This is a genomic window from Pseudomonas sp. HY13-MNA-CIBAN-0226 (assembly GCF_040310305.1).
In the GTDB taxonomy this organism is placed as follows: domain Bacteria; phylum Pseudomonadota; class Gammaproteobacteria; order Pseudomonadales; family Pseudomonadaceae; genus Aquipseudomonas; species Aquipseudomonas gregormendelii.
Genome location: NZ_JBEOPS010000001.1, coordinates 243,200 through 263,101, shown reverse-complemented (window position 1 = coordinate 263,101; position 19,902 = coordinate 243,200). Strand labels below are relative to the sequence as shown.

The window sequence follows — 19,902 nt, the reverse complement described above, 5'->3', positions numbered from 1 at the left end:
CATGGAGCGCAATGAGCAAGTGATTGGCGAGGTTTTCGCCCTGTACGAGCGTTACGGCGCCAGCGACTACATCGGCGAGCCGGTGTCGCAGATCGAGCATATGTCACAGGCCGCCGAACTGGCCATGGCCGAAGGTTTTGACGATGAGGTGGTGCTGGCGGCGTTCTTCCACGACATCGGGCATATCTGCGCTGCCGATGACGCCAGGAACATGGGCGGATTTGGCGTGGTCAGCCATGAGCAGTTGGGTGCCGATTTTCTGCGGCGCGCAGGTTTCAGCGAGCGCCTGGCGCGGCTGGTCGAGTATCACGTTCAGGCCAAGCGTTATCTGACCCTCAGGGAGCCTGGGTACTACGAGCGATTGAGTGAAGCCAGTCGCCGGACCCTGGTGCATCAGGGTGGGGTGATGTCCATTGAGGAAGCTGAGGCATTCGAGCGTGATCCCTTGTGCGCCGTGAGCCTGCGCATGCGGCAGTGGGATGAGTTAGCCAAGGAGATGGATGTTCCGGTGATTGATCTGGGGGTGTTGAAGGCCAAGGCGTTGCGGCTATTGGTGATCTAGGGCAGACGGACCGCGTTGCTTTCTTCGTCGCACCGCCGCCCTGAGCAAGCCCGCTCCCACCTGGTTCAGGGTTGGTCACATAGTGTGTGTCCAACACCGATCCACTGTGGGAGCGGGCTTGCTCGCGAAAGGGGCTGTACAGTAACCAGAGGTCTAAAGCTGCTGCGCCAGCACCTCTATCTGCTCCTGCCGCTCCGCCTGATTCAACTTCGCATGGGGGTTGAGCGACGACCACTGGGGATAGGCCCGGGCCTTGTTCAGTGCTTCCGGCAACTTGCCTTCGCGCCAGGTCTTGTCCTGTGGCGTGGCGACCTGGATGCTCTCCAGCGCTGCATGCCCGCGGGCATTCAGGGCCAGCAGCAGTTGGCGCTGGCGTAATGCCAACAGCCGCAGCACGCTGCCGTCGACAGTCAGTTCTCGCTGGCCCTTGATCTTGCCCAGCAGGCGGCTGCCGTAGCTGCGCGCGGTTTGCAGGGCGCCGCCGGCAATGGCGCCTGCCAGTGCCGCGGCGCCCAGCGTCAGACCACCGACCAGCAAATCCACACCGGCACCGGCGGCTGCGCCGGCGGCGATGCCACCGCCGACCCGAACGCCCAGTTGCTTGAGGGTTTCGGGATTGAACAGGTCATCGCCCCAGCGGCCATCAAGCAACGGCAAGTCGCTGGCGGCGGCATCTTGCGGGCGGAAAGCGTAGAGTTTGAGCAAGGCTTCGACGCACCGCTGTTCCCGCTGGCGCACGGCCTTGCGCAGTTCGCTGATCGCCTGCTGTTCCTGCTCGGCCTCGGCGGCGACGCTGCGTCGACACGCGGCGCAGTCGATCAACAATTCGGCTATCAACCGCGCGGCGCTATGCTGGCGGGCCAGGCGCTGGGCTTGCTGATCGGCGATCAGGCGTTCCAGCTGCGGCCGGGCGTTCTCCAGCAGCAGTGCCAGGCTTTCATACAGTCGACGTTCGCCATCTTCCGGCGGGGCGACGCTGTCGAAGCGTACCAGGGCATGCAGACCCAGCCGCGCCAATGCTTCACGCCAATCCGGTTCACGATGGTTGGCGCTGCTGACGAAGTTCAGCACCGGCAGCAGGGGTTTGCCGCAACTGGCCAGCACTTCGAGCTCGTCGCGGTATTTGGATAACACCGGTTCGCGGGCATCGATGACATAAAGGCCGGCATCACAGGTGAGCAACTGGCGCAGTACCTTGGCTTCCTGCTCGAAACGCTGCCGGGCCTCGCTACCCTCAAGGAATCGGGCCAGGCGTGCCGGGCCGTCGAGGCGCTCGCCGGGGCGCTCCAGGCGCTCGAGATAATCGAGCAGGGCGATGGCATCTTCCAGGCCCGGAGTGTCGAACAGGTCAAGCAACGGCTCGCCGTCCACCGACAGGCGCGCACCTTCGACATGGCGGGTGGTGCTGGGCCGATGAGACACTTCGCCGAATCCGACATCCCGGGTCAGGGTTCGCAGCAACGAGGTTTTGCCAACGTTGGTGTGACCCACCACCGCGAGTTTCAGCGGGTTTTTTCGCGAATCAGTCATGACCGTTCTCCAGCCAGTTCAATGGCGCGCTGTCGGCGAACGGCAGTTCCAGCTGTTGCAGCGCCACATGCCAATCGCCCAGGCGCTCGGCATCCAGGGCCTCGCCGGGTGGGGCCTGCAGCAGCCAGACACGTGTGGCGCTGGCGTTGCGAGCCAGTTCGGCGATGAGCGCCAGGCTGCCGCGATCCGGCGAGCGGCGTGGATCGCAGGCGATGGCCAGGCGCGCGGGGGGAAACCGACTGAGCTGTTCGAGCAGTTTGTGGCGCGATTCACGACTGTCGAGAATCCCCGCGTTGCTGACATTCTTCGGCAACTGCGGCGGCCACGGGCGTTGATCGTCCAGCTCGATAGCGACCAGTAGCGCGCCCTCGCTTTGCAAGTCGCTGGTGCTGCTTTGCACCCGATGCAACCGCTCGGGCGCAGCATCGCTGATGCCCAGTCGTTCGCTGCTGGGCATCAGCCTTTCGCGAAGTTGCGCATAGCCGGCCAGGTTGAGGTCCAGATGCAATTTTGCCTGGCCGGTTTTCCAGCGCCATAGGCAGAACAACGCCAGGAGCAGGCGGGGAACGACCCCGTAGACCACCAGCACGCCCACCAGCCAGGTGGCCCAGGCTTGCCGGGCGCTTTCGATGTTCAGCGCCGCATCGCCACTGGCGCGGATCATCTCGACCGTGGGTATGTTGAAGCCAAGCAAGGCAGGCAGGGCACCCAGGGTTTGAGTCATGGCGACGAAGGTGTCGGCGCCAAGCAGGGTGGTCTCCCAGACGAAGCCGTAACGCCGGGTGGCCATCAGGGTCAGCAGCATCACCAGTGCGCTAAGCATCGCCAGCAACCAGAGGAGGTTGACCAGCAAGCCGATCGCCCAGCGATTGAGCTTGTGTCGTTGCAGCAACAGCAGCAGCGCGGGCGGCAGTTGCGCGGCCTTGGCGTCCCGGGCGAGTTTTTCGCTGAGCCACAGCCACAAACGACCGAGACTGGCGCCGTGTTCGCCGGCGAACATCAGGCCCAGGGCCCAGCTCAGCAGCAAAATCAGATTGAGCCCGAGCAGGCTGCCCAAGGCCCAGAACACATTGACCGGCAACTTCCCGTCGCTCAGCGCGGCAAACGCCAGGCCGGCGCCGCTGATCACTGCCAGTGCCGCCAGGACAATCAGCGCCAGTCGCGCACCTTGCAGCCAATGGCTGAGGGCGCTGCTCAGCCCGTCGCGCTCCGCCAGCCAAAGGGCCCGGCGTTGAATCCGTGTCGGCAGGTCGCCGCCTTCGCTGCGGGCTATTCGATTGGCTTCAATATCGTCCAGGGCCCCGGCATGTTCTTCGCGCAGGCGGATGGTTTCAGTCAGCCAGAGGTTAGTCAGTTCAGTCACGCGGCATCCCGTCGCTTAATTGAGCCGTGAGCATAACCGCTGCAGCGCTTGTTGGGGGCCTGCGTTGCGAGAAGTTGAGGCTCTGGTATCCTCGCCGACATGACTAAATCACTCCCCCTCAGCCTGATCGCAGCCCTCGGTGAAAACCGTGTGATCGGCATCGACAACAGCATGCCCTGGCACTTGCCGGGGGACTTCAAGTACTTCAAGGCCACCACCCTGGGCAAGCCGATCATCATGGGTCGCAAGACCTGGGATTCCCTGGGTCGCCCGCTGCCGGGACGATTGAATATCGTCGTCAGTCGCCAGGCCGGTCTGCAGCTGGACGGCGCCGAGGTTTATCCGTCGCTGGAGTCCGCAGTGGTTCGGGCGCAGGAATGGGCGAACCAGCAGGGTGTCGATGAGGTGATGTTGATTGGCGGGGCGCAGCTGTATGCGCAAGGCATGGCGCAGGCGGATCGCCTGTACCTGACCCGTGTGGCGCTGAGCCCCGAGGGGGATGCCTGGTTTCCGGAGTTTGATTTGATGCAGTGGACATTGGTGTCCAACACCTCGAATCCAGCTGAAGGCGACAAACCAGCGTACAACTTTGAAGTTTGGGAAAAGGCCTAAAAACATCGCCAGCAGGCTGGCTCCCACAGTGGGTTTGAGGTGAAACACAGATTGTGTGAACACCCAAAATCCCTGTGGGAGCCAGCCTGCTGGCGATGAGGCCAGATCAGACGCTAAAGAACTTAAGCGTGCGCCAACTCCGCATGCTCATCCGCATCTAGCAACTCTTTATCCGTCTGCTGCATCAACTGGCTGGTAATCGCCCCCGCCGTAATCGAACCGCTCACGTTCAACGCGGTGCGGCCCATGTCGATCAGCGGCTCAACCGAAATCAGCAAAGCCACCAGTGACACTGGCAAGCCCATTGCCGGCAACACGATCAACGCGGCAAAGGTCGCGCCACCGCCGACGCCGGCCACCCCAGCCGAACTCAAGGTAACAATCGCCACCAACGTCGCGATCCATAGCGGGTCCAGCGGGTTGATGCCCACGGTCGGTGCAACCATCACCGCCAGCATTGCCGGGTACAGGCCGGCACAGCCATTCTGGCCGATGGTCGCGCCAAACGAGGCGGCGAAGCTGGCGATGGACTGTGGGATACCCAGGCGGCTGGTCTGGGCTTCGATGCTCAGCGGAATGGTCGCGGCGCTCGAGCGGCTGGTGAAGGCGAACGTCAGCACCGGCCAGATCTTGCGGAAGAAACGCAGCGGGTTGATCCCGGCCGCCGACACCAGCACGCCATGCACCACAAACATCAAGCCCAGGCCGATGTAGGACACCACCACAAAACTGCCCAGCTTGATGATGTCTTGCAGATTGGAACCGGCGACCACCTTGGTCATCAGGGCCAACACGCCGTAGGGGGTCAACTTCATGACCAGACGCACCAGGCGCATTACCCAGGCTTGCAGGGTGTCGATAGCGTTGATCACTTTCTGACCTTTCTCGACGTCATCCTTGAGCAGTTGCAAGGCCGCAACCCCTAGGAAGGCCGCGAAGATCACCACGCTGATGATCGACGTCGGCTTGGCGCGCGCGAGGTCAGCGAACGGGTTTTGCGGGATGAACGACAGCAGCAACTGCGGCACATTCAGGTCGGCGACCTTACCGGCGTAGTCGGTCTGGATGGTCTGCAGGCGGGCCATTTCCTGGGTGCCTGCGACCAGGCCCTCAGCGGTCAGGCCGAACAGGTTGGTGAGGCCGATACCGACAAGCGCGGCGATGGCCGTGGTGAACAGCAGCGTACCAATGGTCAGGAAGCTTATTTTGCCCAGTGACGAGGCGTTGTGCAGCCGCGCCACTGCGCTGAGGATGGAGGCGAACACCAGCGGGATCACGATCATCTGCAGCAGTTGTACGTAACCGTTACCCACCAGGTCGAACCAGCCGATCGACGCCTTCAGCACCGGGTTGCCCGCGCCATAAATGGTGTGCAGAGCTACGCCAAACGCCACGCCCAGTACCAGCGCAAGCAGGACCTTTTTCGCCAGGCTCCAGTTGGAGTGGCGGGTTTGTGCCAAGCCGAACAGCAAGGCCAGGAACACCAGCAGATTGAGGATCAGCGGCAGATTCATGAAAACTCCGAGAAAGACTTGTGCCCGCTGCCTTGCGGGGCAGCTGCGAACCGGCAAGCCTAACAGCTTGAAAACTAATGAATTAATATCAAAAACGCATGATAACTGTCGTTTTCGGAATAAGCGCATGTCGCTTCCGGGAATGCAGTTGGCGCAATGGAGACGTGAACGGTCGCAGGCGGGCGGGGAATGTCACACTTATTTGATAGCGTCGAGCTCTTTGAATCAGGGAGAACTACGATGAAGCTTGCTCCGAAATTTTTGCTCGCAGCACTCTGCCTGGGCCTTGCTGGCCAGGCCTTCGCCACGGATCTGAAACATTGGCCAGCCGATCAGGCCAAGGCGTTGGACGCGATGATCGCGGCCAACGCCAACAAGGGTAACTACGCGGTGTTTGACATGGACAACACCAGTTACCGCTATGACCTGGAAGAGTCGTTGCTGCCGTTCATGGAGAACAAAGGCCTGATCACCCGCGAGAAGCTTGATCCCTCCCTGAAGCTGATTCCGTTCAAAGACACCGCCGAGCACAAGGAAAGCCTCTTCAGTTATTACTATCGCCTTTGCGAACTCGACGACATGGTCTGCTATCCATGGGTCGCGCAGGTGTTTTCCGGGTTTACGCTCAAAGAGCTCAAGGGTTATGTCGATGAGTTGATGGCATCAGGCAAACCGGTGCCAGCCACTTACTACGAAGGCGACGTGGTGAAGAAACTCGACGTTAACCCGCCGAAAATCTTCACTGGGCAAAAAGAGCTCTATAACAAGCTGATGGAAAACGGCATTGAGGTCTACGTGATGACTGCCGCATCGGAAGAGCTGGTGCGCATGGTGGCGTCAGATCCGCAGTACGGCTACAACGTCAAGCCGCAGAACGTGATCGGCGTGAGCCTGCTGCTCAAGGACACCAAGACCGGCGAACTGACCACTGCACGCAAGCAGATTACGGCCGGCAAGTATGACGAGAAGGCCAACCTGGGCCTGGAGTTGACCCCGTACCTGTGGACCCCGGCGACCTGGATGGCGGGCAAGCAGGCGGCGATCCTGACTTACATCGACGAGTGGAAAAAACCGGTGCTGGTCGGCGGCGATACGCCAACCAGCGATGGTTTCATGCTGTTTCACAGCGTCGACGTGGCCAAGGGCGGTATTCACTTGTGGATCAACCGCAAGGACAAATACATGACCCAGATAAACGGCATGATGGCCAAGCATGCAGCGGCTCAGGCCAAGGAAGGATTGCCGGTGACGGCAGACAAGAACTGGGTGATCGTGAAGCCTGAAGAAATCCAATAATCCCAGATTTGTCGATCCCTGTAGGAGCTGCCGAAGGCTGCGATCTTTTGATCTTCAGAGGTCGCGTCCAAGAAAGATCAAAAGATCGCAGCCTCCGGCAGCTCCTACGGGGGATCTTCTGAAACAAAAATGCCCCGCGCTTGGCGGGGCATTGTTGTGTTCGACGGTTAAGCCTTACAGCCCGTCGAGCATCGCCTTGTTACGCACCGCGCCCTTGTCGGCGCTGGTTGCCAGCAGGGCATAGGCCTTCAGGGCAGTGGTCACCTTGCGTGGACGTTTTTCCACAGGCTTCCAGCCTTTCTGATCCTGCTCGGCACGCCGGCCGGCCATTTCTTCATCGCTGATCAACAGGTTGATCGAACGGTTCGGAATGTCGATCAGCACCTTGTCGCCGTCCTGCACCAGACCAATCGCACCACCGGCTGCCGCTTCCGGCGAAGCGTGGCCGATGGACAGGCCCGAGGTGCCGCCGGAGAAACGACCGTCGGTGAGCAGGGCACAGGCTTTGCCCAGGCCTTTGGATTTCAGGTACGACGTCGGGTAGAGCATTTCCTGCATGCCCGGGCCGCCTTTGGGGCCTTCGTAACGGATGATCACGATGTCGCCGGCCTTCACTTCGTCAGCGAGGATGCCGCGTACGGCGCTGTCCTGGCTCTCGAAGATCTTCGCATTGCCTTCAAACACGTGGATCGATTCATCGACGCCGGCGGTTTTCACCACGCAACCGTCCAGCGCGATGTTGCCGTACAGAACGGCCAGGCCGCCTTCTTTCGAATACGCATGCTCAACACTGCGGATGCAGCCGTTTTCACGGTCGTCGTCCAGGGTTTCCCAACGGGTCGACTGGCTGAATGCGGTTTGCGTCGGGATGCCCGCCGGGCCGGCTTTGAAGAAATGATGCACGGCTTCATCGTCGGTCTGGGTGATGTCCCACTTGGCGATGCCTTCGGCCAGGGTTTTGCTGTGCACGGTCGGCAGGTCGGTGTGCAACAGGCCGCCACGGGCCAGCGAGCCCAGGATGCTGAAGATCCCGCCGGCGCGGTGCACGTCTTCCATGTGGTACTTCTGGATGTTCGGTGCGACTTTGCACAGTTGCGGCACGAATCGGGACAGGCGGTCGATGTCGCGCAAGTCGAACTCCATCTCGGCTTCCTGGGCGGCGGCCAGCAAGTGCAGGATGGTGTTGGTGGAACCGCCCATGGCGATGTCCAGGGTCATGGCGTTTTCGAACGCCTTGAAGTTGGCGATGTTGCGCGGCAGTACCGACTCATCGTTCTCGCCGTAGTAACGCTTGCACAGCTCGACGATGGTGCGGCCGGCCTGCAGGAACAGCTGTTCGCGGTCGCTGTGGGTCGCCAGGGTCGAACCGTTACCCGGCAACGCCAGGCCGAGGGCTTCGACCAGGCAGTTCATCGAGTTGGCGGTGAACATGCCGGAGCACGAACCGCAGGTCGGGCAGGCGCTGCGCTCGTACTCAGCGACTTTCTCGTCAGAAGCGCTGGAGTCGGCGGCGATCACCATGGCATCGACCAGGTCGAGGCCATGGGAGGCGAGTTTGGTCTTGCCGGCTTCCATCGGGCCGCCAGAAACGAAAATCACCGGGATGTTCAGGCGCAGGGAGGCCATCAGCATGCCAGGGGTGATCTTGTCGCAGTTGGAAATGCAGACGATGGCATCGGCGCAGTGGGCGTTGACCATGTACTCGACGGAGTCGGCGATGATCTCGCGGCTCGGCAGCGAATACAGCATGCCGTCATGGCCCATGGCGATGCCGTCATCCACGGCGATGGTGTTGAATTCTTTTGCCACGCCGCCAGCGCGTTCGATTTCACGGGCAACCAGTTGGCCCAGGTCCTTGAGGTGGACGTGGCCCGGTACGAACTGGGTGAAGGAGTTGGCAATGGCGATGATCGGCTTTTTGAAGTCGTCATCTTTCATCCCCGTGGCGCGCCACAGTGCGCGGGCGCCGGCCATGTTGCGGCCGTGGGTGGATGTTTTCGAGCGGTAATCAGGCATGAAGCACTCCGGGCGGCTAATCAGGTATCAAAGGGGAAGTGAGCTTCTATTGACGTCTGGAACACTCAGAAATGGCCGTGTGTCCGGAAGTTGCCGATAACTTTGCGGGATCGCCGCGCGCTTCAGCTTGAGCTCATAAACCCGCCGGGGGATGACTGGCGATGAATGAGGCGATTCTACACGGCTGGCGGCGAGAGGGAATGCCAGAACGCGCACTGGCCGCGCTCACGAGACGTGCGGCCACCCTGTAGGAGCGAGCTCGCTCGCGAAAAACCAGAGGACGCCGCGGGGTGTCAGGCTGCCAGCGTCATCGTTGACGACCATCGTGAGCGAGCTCGCTCCTAAAGATAGTGTTTAGCTGTTTGGCAGCAACCGGCAGGTGATGCTCTTGATGTAGCGCGTCTCGGCAATTGCCGGGTGCACCGGGTGATCCGGACCCTGGCCGCCGCGTTCCAGCAGCTGGATGTTACGGTCCAGGTGACGGGCGCTGGTCAGCAGGATGTTCTGCAGGTCGTCTTCCGGCAGGTGCATCGAGCACGAAGCGCTGACCAGGATGCCGTCCTTGGTCAACAGGCGCATGGCTTGTTCGTTCAGGCGGCGGTAGGCGCCTTCGCCATTTTTCATGTCTTTCTTGCGTTTGATGAACGCCGGCGGGTCGGCCACGATCACGTCGAAACGTTCTTCGCTGGCTTTGAGTTCTTTAAGGGCATCAAACACATCGCCTTCGAGGCAGGTCATCTTCTCGGCGACGCCGTTCAGCGCGGCGTTGCGCTCGACACCATCGAGGGCGAAGGCCGAAGCGTCGACGCAGAAGACTTCACTGGCGCCGAAGGCCGCTGCTTGCACGCCCCAGCCGCCAATGTAGCTATAGAGGTCGAGTACGCGTTTGCCCTTGGCATAAGGCGCCAGGCGAGCACGGTTCATGCGGTGGTCATAGAACCAGCCGGTTTTCTGGCCTTGAATGACCGGCGCTTCGAATTTCACGCCGTTCTCCTCCAGTGCAACCCACTCAGGCACCAGGCCAAACACGGTTTCAACGTAGCGGTTGAGGCCTTCGGCATCACGGGCGGCGGAGTCGTTCTTGAACAGAATGCCGCTTGGCTTGAGCACTTGGGTCAGTGCGGCAATCACGTCTTCCTTGTGCGCTTCCATGGTCGCGGAGGCGATCTGTACCACCAGGATGTCGCCGAAACGGTCGACGACCAGGCCTGGCAGCAGGTCGGAATCACCGTAGACCAGGCGATAGAACGGCTTGTCGAACAGGCGATCGCGCAGCGATAGGGCAACGTTGAGGCGGTGCACCAGTAACGACTTGTCCAGCGGCAACTTGATGTCGCGCGACAGCAGGCGGGCGCAGATGAGGTTGTTCGGGCTCATGGCAACGATGCCCAGCGTCTTGCCACCGGCGGCTTCGAGGATCGCCTGATCGCCGGCCTTGAAGCCGTTCAACGGTGTGGCGGCTACATCGATTTCGTTGCTGTAGACCCACAGGTGGCCGTTTCGCAGGCGACGGTCGGCGTTGGCTTTGAGGCGCAGGCTAGGCAGGGACATGACGTCGCTCCGGAAAAAAGAGCGGGAGTATAGCGTGTTGGGGGTGGTGGCGGGCTTGCAGGTGATGAAACGCCGGCTCCCACAGCGCTTTGGTGCCGAATGCAAATTATGCATGCACAGCAGATCTCTGTGGGAGCGGGCTTGCCCGCGAAGGCGGCCTCGAACTATTACTCGGAAAGCGCAGCAATCAACTCCCGATTGAACGCCGGAATATCATCCGGCTGCCGGCTGCTGATCAGGTTACCGTCCTTGACCACTTCCTTGTCGACCCAATTGGCCCCGGCATTCAACAGATCGTCCCTGAGGGTCTTGTAGCTGGTCATGGTCTTGCCGCTGACCAGTCCGGCAGACACCAGCAACCAGCCGCCATGGCAAATCACCGCGATAGGCTTGCCCGCCGAAGTGCCGGTCTTGACCAGATGCTGGGCGTCCTGGTCGATGCGGATGGTGTCGGAGTTCTGCACACCGCCCGGCAGCACAATGGCGTCGTAATGGTCGGCGCTGGCACCCTTGAACGTGCCGTCGACCTTGAAATCATCCGCGGGCTCGTCGTGATTCCAGCCTTTGACCTGGCCTTGCTCGGCCGACAGGATATCGACTTGAACGCCGGCGTCCTCCAGAGCCTGTTTCGGACCTGTGAGTTCAACCTGCTCGAAACCATCGGTTACCAGAATCGCGACACGCTTGCCGTTCAGGGAATTGGACATGATTACAGCTCCTGAGGTGGGTAAATGTTTGCCCGTGGGCATTACTCAGTCCGAAGCCGAGGCGTGGATGAAAGTTCCTCCGATGTGCCCGCTGGTGTGTCGGATCCAACTTCATAAAGGTTAGAATTGCCGCCTGTCCCAGAGCGCGTACTTATGTCCCAAGAGCTGACCACCGAACAGATTCAACAGACCCTGCAAGGCATTAGCGTGCCGGCCCAGCCGCAGATCATGGTGGATTTGCAAATGGAGCAGTACATGCCGGACCCGGACCTGGAGGTGATCGCCAAGCTGATCTCCCAGGACCCTGGCCTGTCCGGTTCACTGTTGAAGATCGTCAACTCGCCGTATTACGGCCTGAGCAACAAGATCGCCTCGATCCAGCGCGCAGTGAATCTGCTGGGTAGCCGTTCGGTCATCAACCTGATCAATGCGATGTCGATCAAGGGCGAGATGAACGACGACACCATCGTCACCTTGAACCGATTCTGGGACACCGCCCAGGACGTGGCGATGACGTGCCTGACCCTGGCCAAGCGCCTCGGCGGACAGGCGGGCGACGAAGCCTATGCCCTGGGTCTGTTTCACGATTGCGGTGTGCCGCTGATGCTGCAGCGTTTCCCCGACTACATGGGTGTGCTGGAGGAGGCCTACGCCAACGCCAGTGGGGAATGTCGGGTGGTCGATACGGAAAACAGCCGGTTCAACACCAATCATGCGGTGGTCGGCTACTACACGGCGAAGTCCTGGCGTCTGCCGGAGCATGTATCCCATGCGATCGCCAACCACCACAATGCCCTGGCGATCTTCAGCGATGACTCGTCACGCAACAGTCAGTTGAAGAACCTGCTGGCGATCCTCAAGATGGCCGAACACATCTGCGCGTCGTATCGGGTGCTGGGCAATCAGAAAATCGACCATGAGTGGAACAGCATCAGTCACCTGGTGCTCGATTATGTCGGCCTCTCGGACTACGACTTCGAGACCCTCAAGCAAACCATTCGCGACCTCGGCAATCATCGCTGAGTGCTGATCCCTCTCTGACCCAGTCCTGATTCGAGTGCGCCATGCCTGAACTGCCAGAAGTTGAAACAACTCGCCGCGGGATCGCGCCACACCTTGAAGGCCAGCGTGTCAGCCGGGTGATTGTGCGTGATCGACGCCTGCGCTGGCCGATACCCGAAGACCTCGACGTGCGCCTGTCCGGGCAGCGCATCGTGCTGGTGGAGCGGCGCGCCAAGTACCTGCTGATCAATGCCGAAGTAGGCACCTTGATCAGCCACCTGGGCATGTCCGGCAATTTGCGCCTGGTGGAGGCCGGCACCCCGGCGGCCAAGCATGAGCACGTGGACATCGAGCTGGAATCAGGCCTGGCCCTGCGCTACACCGATCCGCGTCGGTTCGGCGCCATGCTCTGGAGCCTTGACCCGCTCAATCACGAGCTGCTGGTACGCCTGGGGCCGGAACCGTTGACCGAGCTGTTCGACGGCGAGCGCCTGTTTCAACAGTCCCGTGGGCGATCCATGGCGGTCAAGCCGTTCATCATGGATAACGCAGTGGTGGTGGGGGTGGGCAATATCTATGCGACCGAGGCACTGTTCGCCGCCGGAATCGACCCGCGCCGCGAGGCCAAGAGCATTTCCCGGGCGCGCTATCTCAAACTGGCCATCGAGATCAAGCGCATCCTGATCCACGCCATCGAGCGCGGCGGCACCACCTTGCGCGACTTTATCGGCGGTGACGGGCAGCCGGGTTATTTTCAGCAGGAATTGTTTGTCTACGGCCGTGGTGGCGAGCACTGCAAGGTCTGCGGAACCGGGTTGCGAGAAGTAAAGCTGGGGCAGCGTGCGAGTGTCTTTTGCCCTCGTTGTCAAAGTTGACTGGTCCTACGGGCTATAGTCTGTGTTCACTGCTCAGCCGAAGGACCGTGCCATGAATTCGTTTCGAACCCTAGTCGTCGTGTTGTTATTGAGCGTTGCAGCGCCGGTGCTGGCAGCCAGCAATGGCAGCGGCGACCCGCGCTACACCATCCAGAATCCCCCGGCCTACGCCATGATCGGCGACTTGCTGATCGCCCGACCCTTGCTGGTGGTGGCGACGGTGATCGGTGCCGGGGCGTTTGTGGTGTCGCTTCCCTTCACCGCGCTGGGCGGCGGCATTGGGGATGCGGGGCAGGCGCTGGTGGTGGACCCGGCGCGGGCAGCGTTTGTGCGGTGCCTGGGGTGCATTGGGGAGGGGTTTGAGCAGCGGGAGTGAGGCCAGTTGCAACACTCCAGAAATCAGACCTTACCGGTAATCACCCGATACTTCGCCATCAACTGCTCTTCAGTTTCCGGATGTGCCTCATCCAGCGGAATGCAATCCACCGGGCATACTTGCTGGCACTGTGGCTCGTCGTAGTGGCCGACGCACTGCGTGCACAGGTTGGGGTCGATCACATAGATCTCTTCGCCTTGGGAGATGGCGGCGTTCGGGCACTCGGGCTCGCAGACGTCGCAGTTGATGCAATCGTCGGTGATGATCAGGGACATGCTAACTCCAGCCAGGGTGGAAGACCCGGGCGCTATAAACCAATGCGCGCAATTGTGCCGTATTGGCGCTGCAGGAGCCAGCTTGCTCGCGATGGACGGGAGAGCGCCAAGTTTACCCAGGCAGCCCGCGCGTCATCGTTAACGTTCATCGCCAGCAAGCTGGCTCCTGCAGCCTGCGTTATTTCTTGAAGCGTTCGGTGAGGGCATCCGCCACCGCAGGGTGCACGAATTTGGTGATATCGCCGCCCAGGGCCGCAATTTCACGGACCAGCGTCGAGGAGATGAACGAGTATCGCTCGGATGGAGTGAGAAACAGGCTTTCCACATCCGGTGCAAGCTGACGGTTCATGTTGGCCAGCTGAAATTCGTATTCGAAGTCCGACACTGCGCGCAATCCACGGAGAAAGACGTTGGCGTTTTTCTCTTTGGCGAAATGCGCCAGCAGCGTCGAGAAACCGACCACTTCCACGTTCGGCAGATGCTTGGTGACCTCGCGAGCCAGCTCCACCCGTTGTTCCAGGGGAAACAAGGGGTTTTTCTTCGGGCTGGCGGCGACGGCAATGATCACGTGATCGAACAGGCGCGAGGCGCGTTCGACCAGATCGCCATGGCCCTTGGTAATAGGGTCGAAGGTACCTGGGTACAACACTCGGTTCATCGCGTCGTCCTGGCGGGAGTCCGTTGGGGAGTCGGATGGTATCGCAGCATTCCCGGTCGGCCAAGTCGCCTGTTGGGTAAGAAAGCACTATAGACGATGGGACTATTCCTCGTTTTCACGGATTTTTTAAACGGTCGGCGAGCGCGGTGGCCAGTTGCGCGGTCAGTCCGTACACCGATAATTGAGGGTTTGCACCAATGCTGGTGGGGAATAGCGAGCCATCATGGATCGACAGGTTGCTGATCTGGTGATGACGGCCGAGGCTGTCGGTCACGGCGTTTTTCGGCTCTTCGCCCATGGCGCAACCGCCCATCACATGGGCACTGCCCAGGCGGGTGCGGTAGAGCTCCAGGCTCAAACTGTCGATCAGCGTGCGCGCTTCGGCCAGGGTTTTGACGTGGCGAGCATCAGCATGCATCGGCATCACTGCATTGGCGCCACCGGCAAACTGGATTTCGGCCATGCTGTGGAACGCCCGGCGCAAGCCGTCCCAGGCATAGGCAGAAACCTGATAGTCGAGCACCGGGGTGTCGTCACCGCGCAATTCGACGCTGCCGCCGGGACTATCCGGGTGAAAGCCGTCACGTAGCAGCGCCAACATGGCGTGGGTGTGCGGCAAATTCTCCATGTGTCGGGAATTCTCTTCGCCGAAGCCGCCCAGCAGCGTGGTGGCGAGCGCCGGGTGCAGAGGTGGTACTTCCAGTTTGTAGGACATCTTGCCGCTGGTACCGTCCTGCCACTGGAAGTGATCGGAGTAGATCGACTGCGGAGCGCCGTAGAACGGGTTGATCACCTCATCGAACAGGGCGGCAGACATGTTCACCAAATGCAGGAACGTGCGTTTGCCCAGGCGCTTGTGCGGATCGGGGGCCGCGGAGCGCAGCAGTAGCGCCGGGCTGTTGATTGCGCCCCCGGCCAGTACGTAATGTCGCGCCTTGACCGTGATCGTCCTGCCCGTAGGCGCAACGCAGCGCTCATCCATCGCGACACAGCTCAGGCCGATGACCTTGTCGTCCTTGATCGAGAGCTTTTCAGCGCGAGCCAGATAGAGCAATTCACCGCCTTTTTCCAGGGTGGCGGGAATGGTCGTCACCAGCATTGACTGCTTGGCATTGGTCGGACAGCCCATGCCGCAGTAACCCAGGTTCCAGCACCCACGAACGTTGCGCGCAATCACGTGCCAGCTGTAGCCCAGTTTTTCGCAGCCTTTGCGGATTACGTCGTTATTGGCGTTGGGCGGTACCATCCAGGGGGCGACCCCGAGCCGCTGCTCCATTTTCTCGAACCACGGCGCCATGTCGGCAGGGCTGTGGCCTTTTACGTCATGTTCCCGGGCCCAGTGTTCGAGCGTCGGGGGCGGGGTGCGAAAGCTCGATGTCCAGTTGATCAGCGTGGTGCCGCCCACCGCGCGCCCTTGCAGTATGGTGATGGCGCCGTCCTTGCTCATGCGGCCGATGCCTTCCTGATAGAGGCTGGCGTAGGCCTGGTCTTCGAGCATCTTGAAGTCGCTGCTGGTCTTGAGGGGACCTTCTTCGATCAGCAACACCTTGAATCCGGCGGCGCTGAGGATTTCTGCCGTGGTGCCGCCGCCGGCGCCGCTGCCGATGATTGCCACGTCGGCTTCCAGGGTCAGGTCCTCGGTCAGTTGCGAGCCGTTGTAGGTTTTCCAGCCGCGGGCCAGGCCTTCACGGAACGGATCAGGTACGGGCATGTTCGGGTTCTCGTTATTGTTTTGGTTTTGTGGTGAGGCTACCGACGCCATCGCGAGCAGGCTCGCTCCCACAGGGTTACGCGATAAAGGTGGGAGGTGAGCCTGCTCGCGATGGCATCCCCCGGTCTCAGACAGCAGGCGGGCCCGGATACCCGCAATGTGCCCACGACTCTTGCCGGCTATACCAAGCCATCATCACCAGCTGCAGCAGTGAGCTATGGCCCATGCGCAGCAGGCTTAACGAACTGTTTTCCCAGCGATCAAGGAACTGCCGGACTTCATCGGCGCTGGCATTCTCCCAACTGCCCCAAACGCCGGTCAGCGGGCCGCGAGTGACGGTCAAGCCGAGCACGTCGAACAACTGCTGGGTCAGCTTGAGCATCTGCGGCGAGAGATGATTGAGGCCTTTGTCCAGATTTTTCAGGGTGCTATCGACGGCGTGCGGCATTTGCTCGGTAGCCACCGCGCCGTCAAGCATCACTGGAATCAGTGCTCGCAAAAACAGCAGGTCCCCTTGGCGCAGTATTGCGAAACCGCTGGCCGGCGTACTTGAGGAGCAGCCGCTGAGGCTTGCGCCCAAACCGGCCGTGGCAAGGAAAGCCGTGGCGCCCAAGCTGAATTTCAGCAGGCCGCGACGCGACAGCGCGGGTGTATCGGACAGGCTGGGATTCATTATTGTTATTACCCGGCGATGATGTTTAGCGGATGAACAGCTTCTGGATGAGCTTCTGGATGGCTTTGCCATAAGGCGGATAGATCAGCTTCGCCGCATTGAAGCGCTGCTTGATCAAAACGCCCTTGGCTTTGCTGAACGTCAGAAAACCCTCGTGGCCGTGGTAATGGCCCATGCCGGATGCGCCGATGCCGCCAAACGGCATGTCGTCCTGTGCGACGTGCAGCAGGGTGTCATTGAGGCAGACACCGCCGGAGTGGGTTTCATGGAGAACGCGCTGCTGTTCGCCCTTGTTGTAGCCAAAGTAATACAGGGCGAGCGGACGGGGGCGCTGGTTGATGTAGGCAAATGCTTGCGCCAGGTCCGTATAGGGCACGATCGGCAGCAGCGGGCCGAAGATTTCGTCCTGCATCACGGTCATGTCATCGCTGACGTTGAGCAACAGGCTATGGCTCATGCGGCGTCCCTGACCCTGCTCGAACAGCGGTATCAGCAGCGCGCCCTTGCTGGTAGCGTCGCTGATGTAGCCGTTAAGGCGCGCCAGTTGGCGGTCATTGATGATGGCGGTGTAGTCCGGGTTGTCTGCCAGTGTCGGATAAAACCCGCGAACGGCCTGGCGATAGGCTTCAACGAAGCCACCGACCCGGTCGTGCGGCACCAGCACGTAGTCGGGGGCCACGCAGGTTTGCCCGGCGTTTAGCGTCTTGCCAAAGGCGATGCGCTCGGCGGCGTCTTTGAGCGGCACATCGTGGGACACGATCGCGGGGGATTTTCCGCCCAGTTCCAGGGTGACTGGCGTCAGGTTCTCAGCTGCCGCGCGCATCACGTGCTTGCCGATACTGGTGGCGCCGGTGAACAGCAGATGGTCAAAACGCAGCCGGGAAAATGCTACGCCAACATCAGCTTCACCGAGCACGACGCAGACCAGATCCTGGGGGAAAATCCGTCCCAGCAGTTCCTTTAGCAGCAATCCGGTGGCTGGCGTGGATTCGCTGAGTTTGAGCATCACCCGGTTACCCGCCGACAACGCGCCAACCAGAGGCCCAATGGCCAGGTACAGCGGATAGTTCCACGGCACGATCACGCCGACCACGCCCAAAGGCTGGTACACGACTTTGGCTGAAGCAGGCTGGAACGCAACTCCGACTTTGCGTCGCGAGGGCTTCATCCAGCCTTTCAGGTGCTGGCTCGCGTAATGGATGCCATGCAGGCTGGGCATCAGTTCAGCGAGCAGGGTTTCATCGGCGCTGCGGTGGCTGAAATCCTGGCTGATAGCGTCGATCAGGGCCTGGCGCTCAGTGCTGAGCAAATCCCTTAACGCTTTGAGCCATTGCTGACGCTGAGCTGCAGGAGGCATCGGGTTGGCAGCGTACGCAGCGCGTTGAGCATCAAACAGGCTGCGTAGTTCTTCCAACGGCTGCTGCAGGTTTTGCAGGTAGGCGACGTCAGCGGTCATGGTCAGCTCCGGATTTTTATTTTACTGGATAACTTTCTAGAGTCTATGCTCTATAAAGTCAACTGACATCCTGGTGCAGCTTTGTTTTATCCGGTTGCGGATAGGCCGTAAGATGCTCTCCATCGCATTCCTGAATTAAAGCTCAAGCCATGGCCCCTCGAATAAAAACCAGCGAGCGCATCGTGCAGAACAGCCTCGAGCTGTTTAACCAGCAAGGCGAACGCAGCATTAGCACTAACCACATTGCTGCCCATATGGAGATTTCTCCGGGCAACCTCTACTACCACTTCCCTAACAAGCAGGCGATCATTGCCGTGCTCTTCAGTGAGTACGAAAGCCTGGTGGACAGCTTCCTGCGTCCACCCCAGGGCCGCGCCTCCACGGTGGAAGACAAGCGTTTCTACCTCAAGGAACTGCTGGCAGCCATGTGGCGGTATCGCTTCCTGCATCGTGACCTCGAGCACCTGCTCGACAGCGATCCGGAGCTGGCCGGGCGCTACCGACGCTTTTCCCAGCGCTGCCTGATCCATGGCACGCATATCTACGCCGGCTTCGTCGAGGCCGGGATCCTGCGCATGGACAAGGTGCAGATCGAGTCCCTGACCCTCAACGCCTGGATTATCCTGACCTCCTGGGTGCGTTTTCTCTGCACGACGCGGGAAAATTCCAATCACTTGAGTGAGCAAGCCGTCAAGCGTGGGGTGTATCAGGTGCTGGTGCTGGAGGCGGGCTTCGTCACGGATCAGGCGCGTGATGAGGTCAATGCGCTGTATGAAGAATTTTATGTGCCGCTGGGTCAGGCGCTTGAAGAAGCGCATGAGGAATCAGAACCGCTTTAATCACAGGAGCCCGTTATGCCTATTGCGCAGTTGATCAGCCCGCAAGCGTTGGACCTGAAGAAGGAGCAGCCGGGGCTGGTGATCCTGGATTGTCGTTTTGCCCTGGAAGATCCGGACTACGGACAGCGCAGTTACTCGGAGGGCCATATCGCCGGGTCGAGTTTTGCCGACCTGGAGCGGGATTTAAGCGGGACCGTCGTCAGGGGCGTGACCGGTCGACATCCATTGCCAAACCCCGACGACCTGATTGAACGCCTGCAGGCATGGGGCATCAATCCCGACAGTGAAGTGGTTCTGTATGACGACGGTCCTGGTGCGTTCGCGGCGCGGGCCTGGTGGTTGCTGGCCTGGCTGGGCAAGCGTGACGGCGTGTTCATCCTTGATGGCGGACTCAAGGCCTGGCATGCCGCCGGCTTGCCACTGAGCCTGGATGCGCCCGGCAAAGAGCGCAGCACCTTCACCGGTGAACCGGACGCCTCGTTGGTGCTGAGCAGCGAACAATTGCAGCAGCGTCTCGACCAGCCGGCCATGACCTTGCTCGATGCTCGTGCCCTGGTCCGTTTCAAGGGCGAAGTGGAGCCGATCGATCCGGTAGCGGGGCATATTCCCGGGGCGCAATGCGCAGCGTTCACCGATAACCTGGGCGGCGACGGGCGATTCTTGCCGGCTGATCAGTTAAAGCAGCGCTTTGCGGCGAAACTGGCAGACCGTTCGCCGACGGAACTGGTGGCCTATTGCGGCTCCGGGGTGACTGCGTGCCATAACCTGTTCGCCCTGTGCCTGGCGGGTTATCCGTTGGGGGCGTTGTATGCGGGGTCTTGGAGCGAGTGGATCAATGATCCTGCGCGAGGCGTCGCCAGGGGCGAATAACCAGTACCTGCAGGAG

At 60.7% G+C, this 19,902-nt stretch carries 19 protein-coding genes; 8 read left to right on the top strand and 11 right to left on the bottom strand.

Annotated features, from left to right (window positions below; genetic code table 11):
* Position 1: 1 nt before the first annotated feature.
* The gene (locus tag AAEZ05_RS01180; RefSeq protein ID WP_045059789.1) at positions 2 to 562 is read left to right on the top strand and encodes a phosphonate degradation HD-domain oxygenase; all 561 of its coding nucleotides are present in this window, start codon (positions 2 to 4) and stop codon (positions 560 to 562) included.
* A gap of 153 nt (positions 563 to 715) precedes the next feature.
* Here the strand turns inward: AAEZ05_RS01180 and AAEZ05_RS01175 are convergent, their stop codons facing one another.
* Together AAEZ05_RS01175 and AAEZ05_RS01170 are read right to left on the bottom strand one after the other, a co-directional pair.
* On the bottom strand, positions 716 to 2,092 hold the full coding sequence (locus AAEZ05_RS01175; RefSeq protein WP_350646455.1) for a GTPase/DUF3482 domain-containing protein: 1,377 nt from the start codon (positions 2,090 to 2,092) through the stop codon (positions 716 to 718).
* A complete protein-coding gene (locus tag AAEZ05_RS01170) occupies positions 2,085 to 3,455 on the bottom strand; it encodes a DUF2868 domain-containing protein (RefSeq protein ID WP_045059791.1) in 1,371 nt (456 codons plus the stop codon). The genes AAEZ05_RS01175 and AAEZ05_RS01170 overlap by 8 nt, the downstream gene beginning before the upstream one ends.
* Positions 3,456 to 3,554: 99 nt before the next feature.
* Between AAEZ05_RS01170 and AAEZ05_RS01165 the strand changes: the two genes are divergently transcribed.
* A complete protein-coding gene (locus tag AAEZ05_RS01165) occupies positions 3,555 to 4,067 on the top strand; it encodes a dihydrofolate reductase (protein ID WP_045059792.1) in 513 nt (170 codons plus the stop codon).
* 122 nt (positions 4,068 to 4,189) lie between these two features.
* On the opposite strand, the gene AAEZ05_RS01160 is transcribed toward AAEZ05_RS01165, so the two are convergent.
* Positions 4,190 to 5,581: an L-cystine transporter gene (locus AAEZ05_RS01160; protein ID WP_045059793.1), complete on the bottom strand. Its 1,392-nt coding sequence runs from the start codon at positions 5,579 to 5,581 to the stop codon at positions 4,190 to 4,192.
* Between the two features lie 240 nt (positions 5,582 to 5,821).
* Here AAEZ05_RS01160 and AAEZ05_RS01155 point away from each other — a divergent pair, with 240 nt between their 5' ends.
* Complete coding sequence (locus AAEZ05_RS01155) at positions 5,822 to 6,877, top strand: HAD family hydrolase (protein ID WP_350646454.1); 1,056 nt, start codon at positions 5,822 to 5,824, stop codon at positions 6,875 to 6,877.
* A gap of 174 nt (positions 6,878 to 7,051) precedes the next feature.
* Here AAEZ05_RS01155 and ilvD read toward each other — a convergent pair whose 3' ends face one another.
* The 3 genes from ilvD to AAEZ05_RS01140 all read right to left on the bottom strand — a co-directional run bounded on the left by ilvD (position 7,052) and on the right by AAEZ05_RS01140 (position 11,151).
* A complete protein-coding gene (gene ilvD, locus AAEZ05_RS01150) occupies positions 7,052 to 8,893 on the bottom strand; it encodes a dihydroxy-acid dehydratase (protein WP_045059795.1) in 1,842 nt (613 codons plus the stop codon).
* A 354-nt stretch (positions 8,894 to 9,247) separates the two neighbouring features.
* Positions 9,248 to 10,444 (bottom strand): class I SAM-dependent rRNA methyltransferase, encoded by a 1,197-nt coding sequence (locus AAEZ05_RS01145; RefSeq protein WP_205892043.1) that lies wholly within the window; start codon positions 10,442 to 10,444, stop codon positions 9,248 to 9,250.
* Positions 10,445 to 10,611: 167 nt separating this feature from the next.
* Entirely contained in the window at positions 10,612 to 11,151 is a 540-nt protein-coding gene (locus AAEZ05_RS01140; RefSeq protein WP_350646453.1) for a type 1 glutamine amidotransferase domain-containing protein, read from the bottom strand.
* Positions 11,152 to 11,358: 207 nt separating this feature from the next.
* Here AAEZ05_RS01140 and AAEZ05_RS01135 point away from each other — a divergent pair, with 207 nt between their 5' ends.
* The 3 genes from AAEZ05_RS01135 to AAEZ05_RS01125 are packed head-to-tail and all read left to right on the top strand — an operon-like array spanning position 11,359 to position 13,404.
* On the top strand, positions 11,359 to 12,174 hold the full coding sequence (locus AAEZ05_RS01135; RefSeq protein WP_350646494.1) for an HDOD domain-containing protein: 816 nt from the start codon (positions 11,359 to 11,361) through the stop codon (positions 12,172 to 12,174).
* A 41-nt stretch (positions 12,175 to 12,215) separates the two neighbouring features.
* Complete coding sequence (gene mutM / locus AAEZ05_RS01130) at positions 12,216 to 13,028, top strand: bifunctional DNA-formamidopyrimidine glycosylase/DNA-(apurinic or apyrimidinic site) lyase (RefSeq protein WP_045059799.1); 813 nt, start codon at positions 12,216 to 12,218, stop codon at positions 13,026 to 13,028.
* 52 nt (positions 13,029 to 13,080) lie between these two features.
* Positions 13,081 to 13,404 carry a hypothetical protein gene (locus tag AAEZ05_RS01125; protein WP_045059800.1) on the top strand — a complete coding sequence of 108 codons (324 nt, stop codon included), beginning with the start codon at positions 13,081 to 13,083 and terminating at the stop codon, positions 13,402 to 13,404.
* Positions 13,405 to 13,427: 23 nt separating this feature from the next.
* Here AAEZ05_RS01125 and AAEZ05_RS01120 read toward each other — a convergent pair whose 3' ends face one another.
* The 5 genes from AAEZ05_RS01120 to AAEZ05_RS01100 form a co-directional block, all read right to left on the bottom strand.
* Positions 13,428 to 13,679, bottom strand: coding sequence for a YfhL family 4Fe-4S dicluster ferredoxin (locus tag AAEZ05_RS01120; RefSeq protein WP_028621174.1), 252 nt, complete (start codon positions 13,677 to 13,679; stop codon positions 13,428 to 13,430).
* A gap of 178 nt (positions 13,680 to 13,857) precedes the next feature.
* Positions 13,858 to 14,337 carry a pantetheine-phosphate adenylyltransferase gene (gene coaD / locus AAEZ05_RS01115; RefSeq protein WP_045059801.1) on the bottom strand — a complete coding sequence of 160 codons (480 nt, stop codon included), beginning with the start codon at positions 14,335 to 14,337 and terminating at the stop codon, positions 13,858 to 13,860.
* 115 nt (positions 14,338 to 14,452) lie between these two features.
* Positions 14,453 to 16,048 (bottom strand): GMC family oxidoreductase, encoded by a 1,596-nt coding sequence (locus AAEZ05_RS01110; RefSeq protein WP_350646452.1) that lies wholly within the window; start codon positions 16,046 to 16,048, stop codon positions 14,453 to 14,455.
* 127 nt (positions 16,049 to 16,175) lie between these two features.
* Positions 16,176 to 16,721, bottom strand: coding sequence for a twin-arginine translocation pathway signal protein (locus tag AAEZ05_RS01105; protein ID WP_350646451.1), 546 nt, complete (start codon positions 16,719 to 16,721; stop codon positions 16,176 to 16,178).
* Positions 16,722 to 16,746: 25 nt separating this feature from the next.
* Complete coding sequence (locus tag AAEZ05_RS01100; protein ID WP_205892046.1) at positions 16,747 to 18,177, bottom strand: coniferyl aldehyde dehydrogenase; 1,431 nt, start codon at positions 18,175 to 18,177, stop codon at positions 16,747 to 16,749.
* Between the two features lie 149 nt (positions 18,178 to 18,326).
* Here AAEZ05_RS01100 and AAEZ05_RS01095 point away from each other — a divergent pair, with 149 nt between their 5' ends.
* Together AAEZ05_RS01095 and AAEZ05_RS01090 are read left to right on the top strand one after the other, a co-directional pair.
* Complete coding sequence (locus tag AAEZ05_RS01095; RefSeq protein ID WP_045059805.1) at positions 18,327 to 19,016, top strand: TetR/AcrR family transcriptional regulator; 690 nt, start codon at positions 18,327 to 18,329, stop codon at positions 19,014 to 19,016.
* A gap of 15 nt (positions 19,017 to 19,031) precedes the next feature.
* Positions 19,032 to 19,886: a sulfurtransferase gene (locus AAEZ05_RS01090; RefSeq protein ID WP_350598807.1), complete on the top strand. Its 855-nt coding sequence runs from the start codon at positions 19,032 to 19,034 to the stop codon at positions 19,884 to 19,886.
* The last annotated feature ends 16 nt before the right edge of the window (positions 19,887 to 19,902 follow it).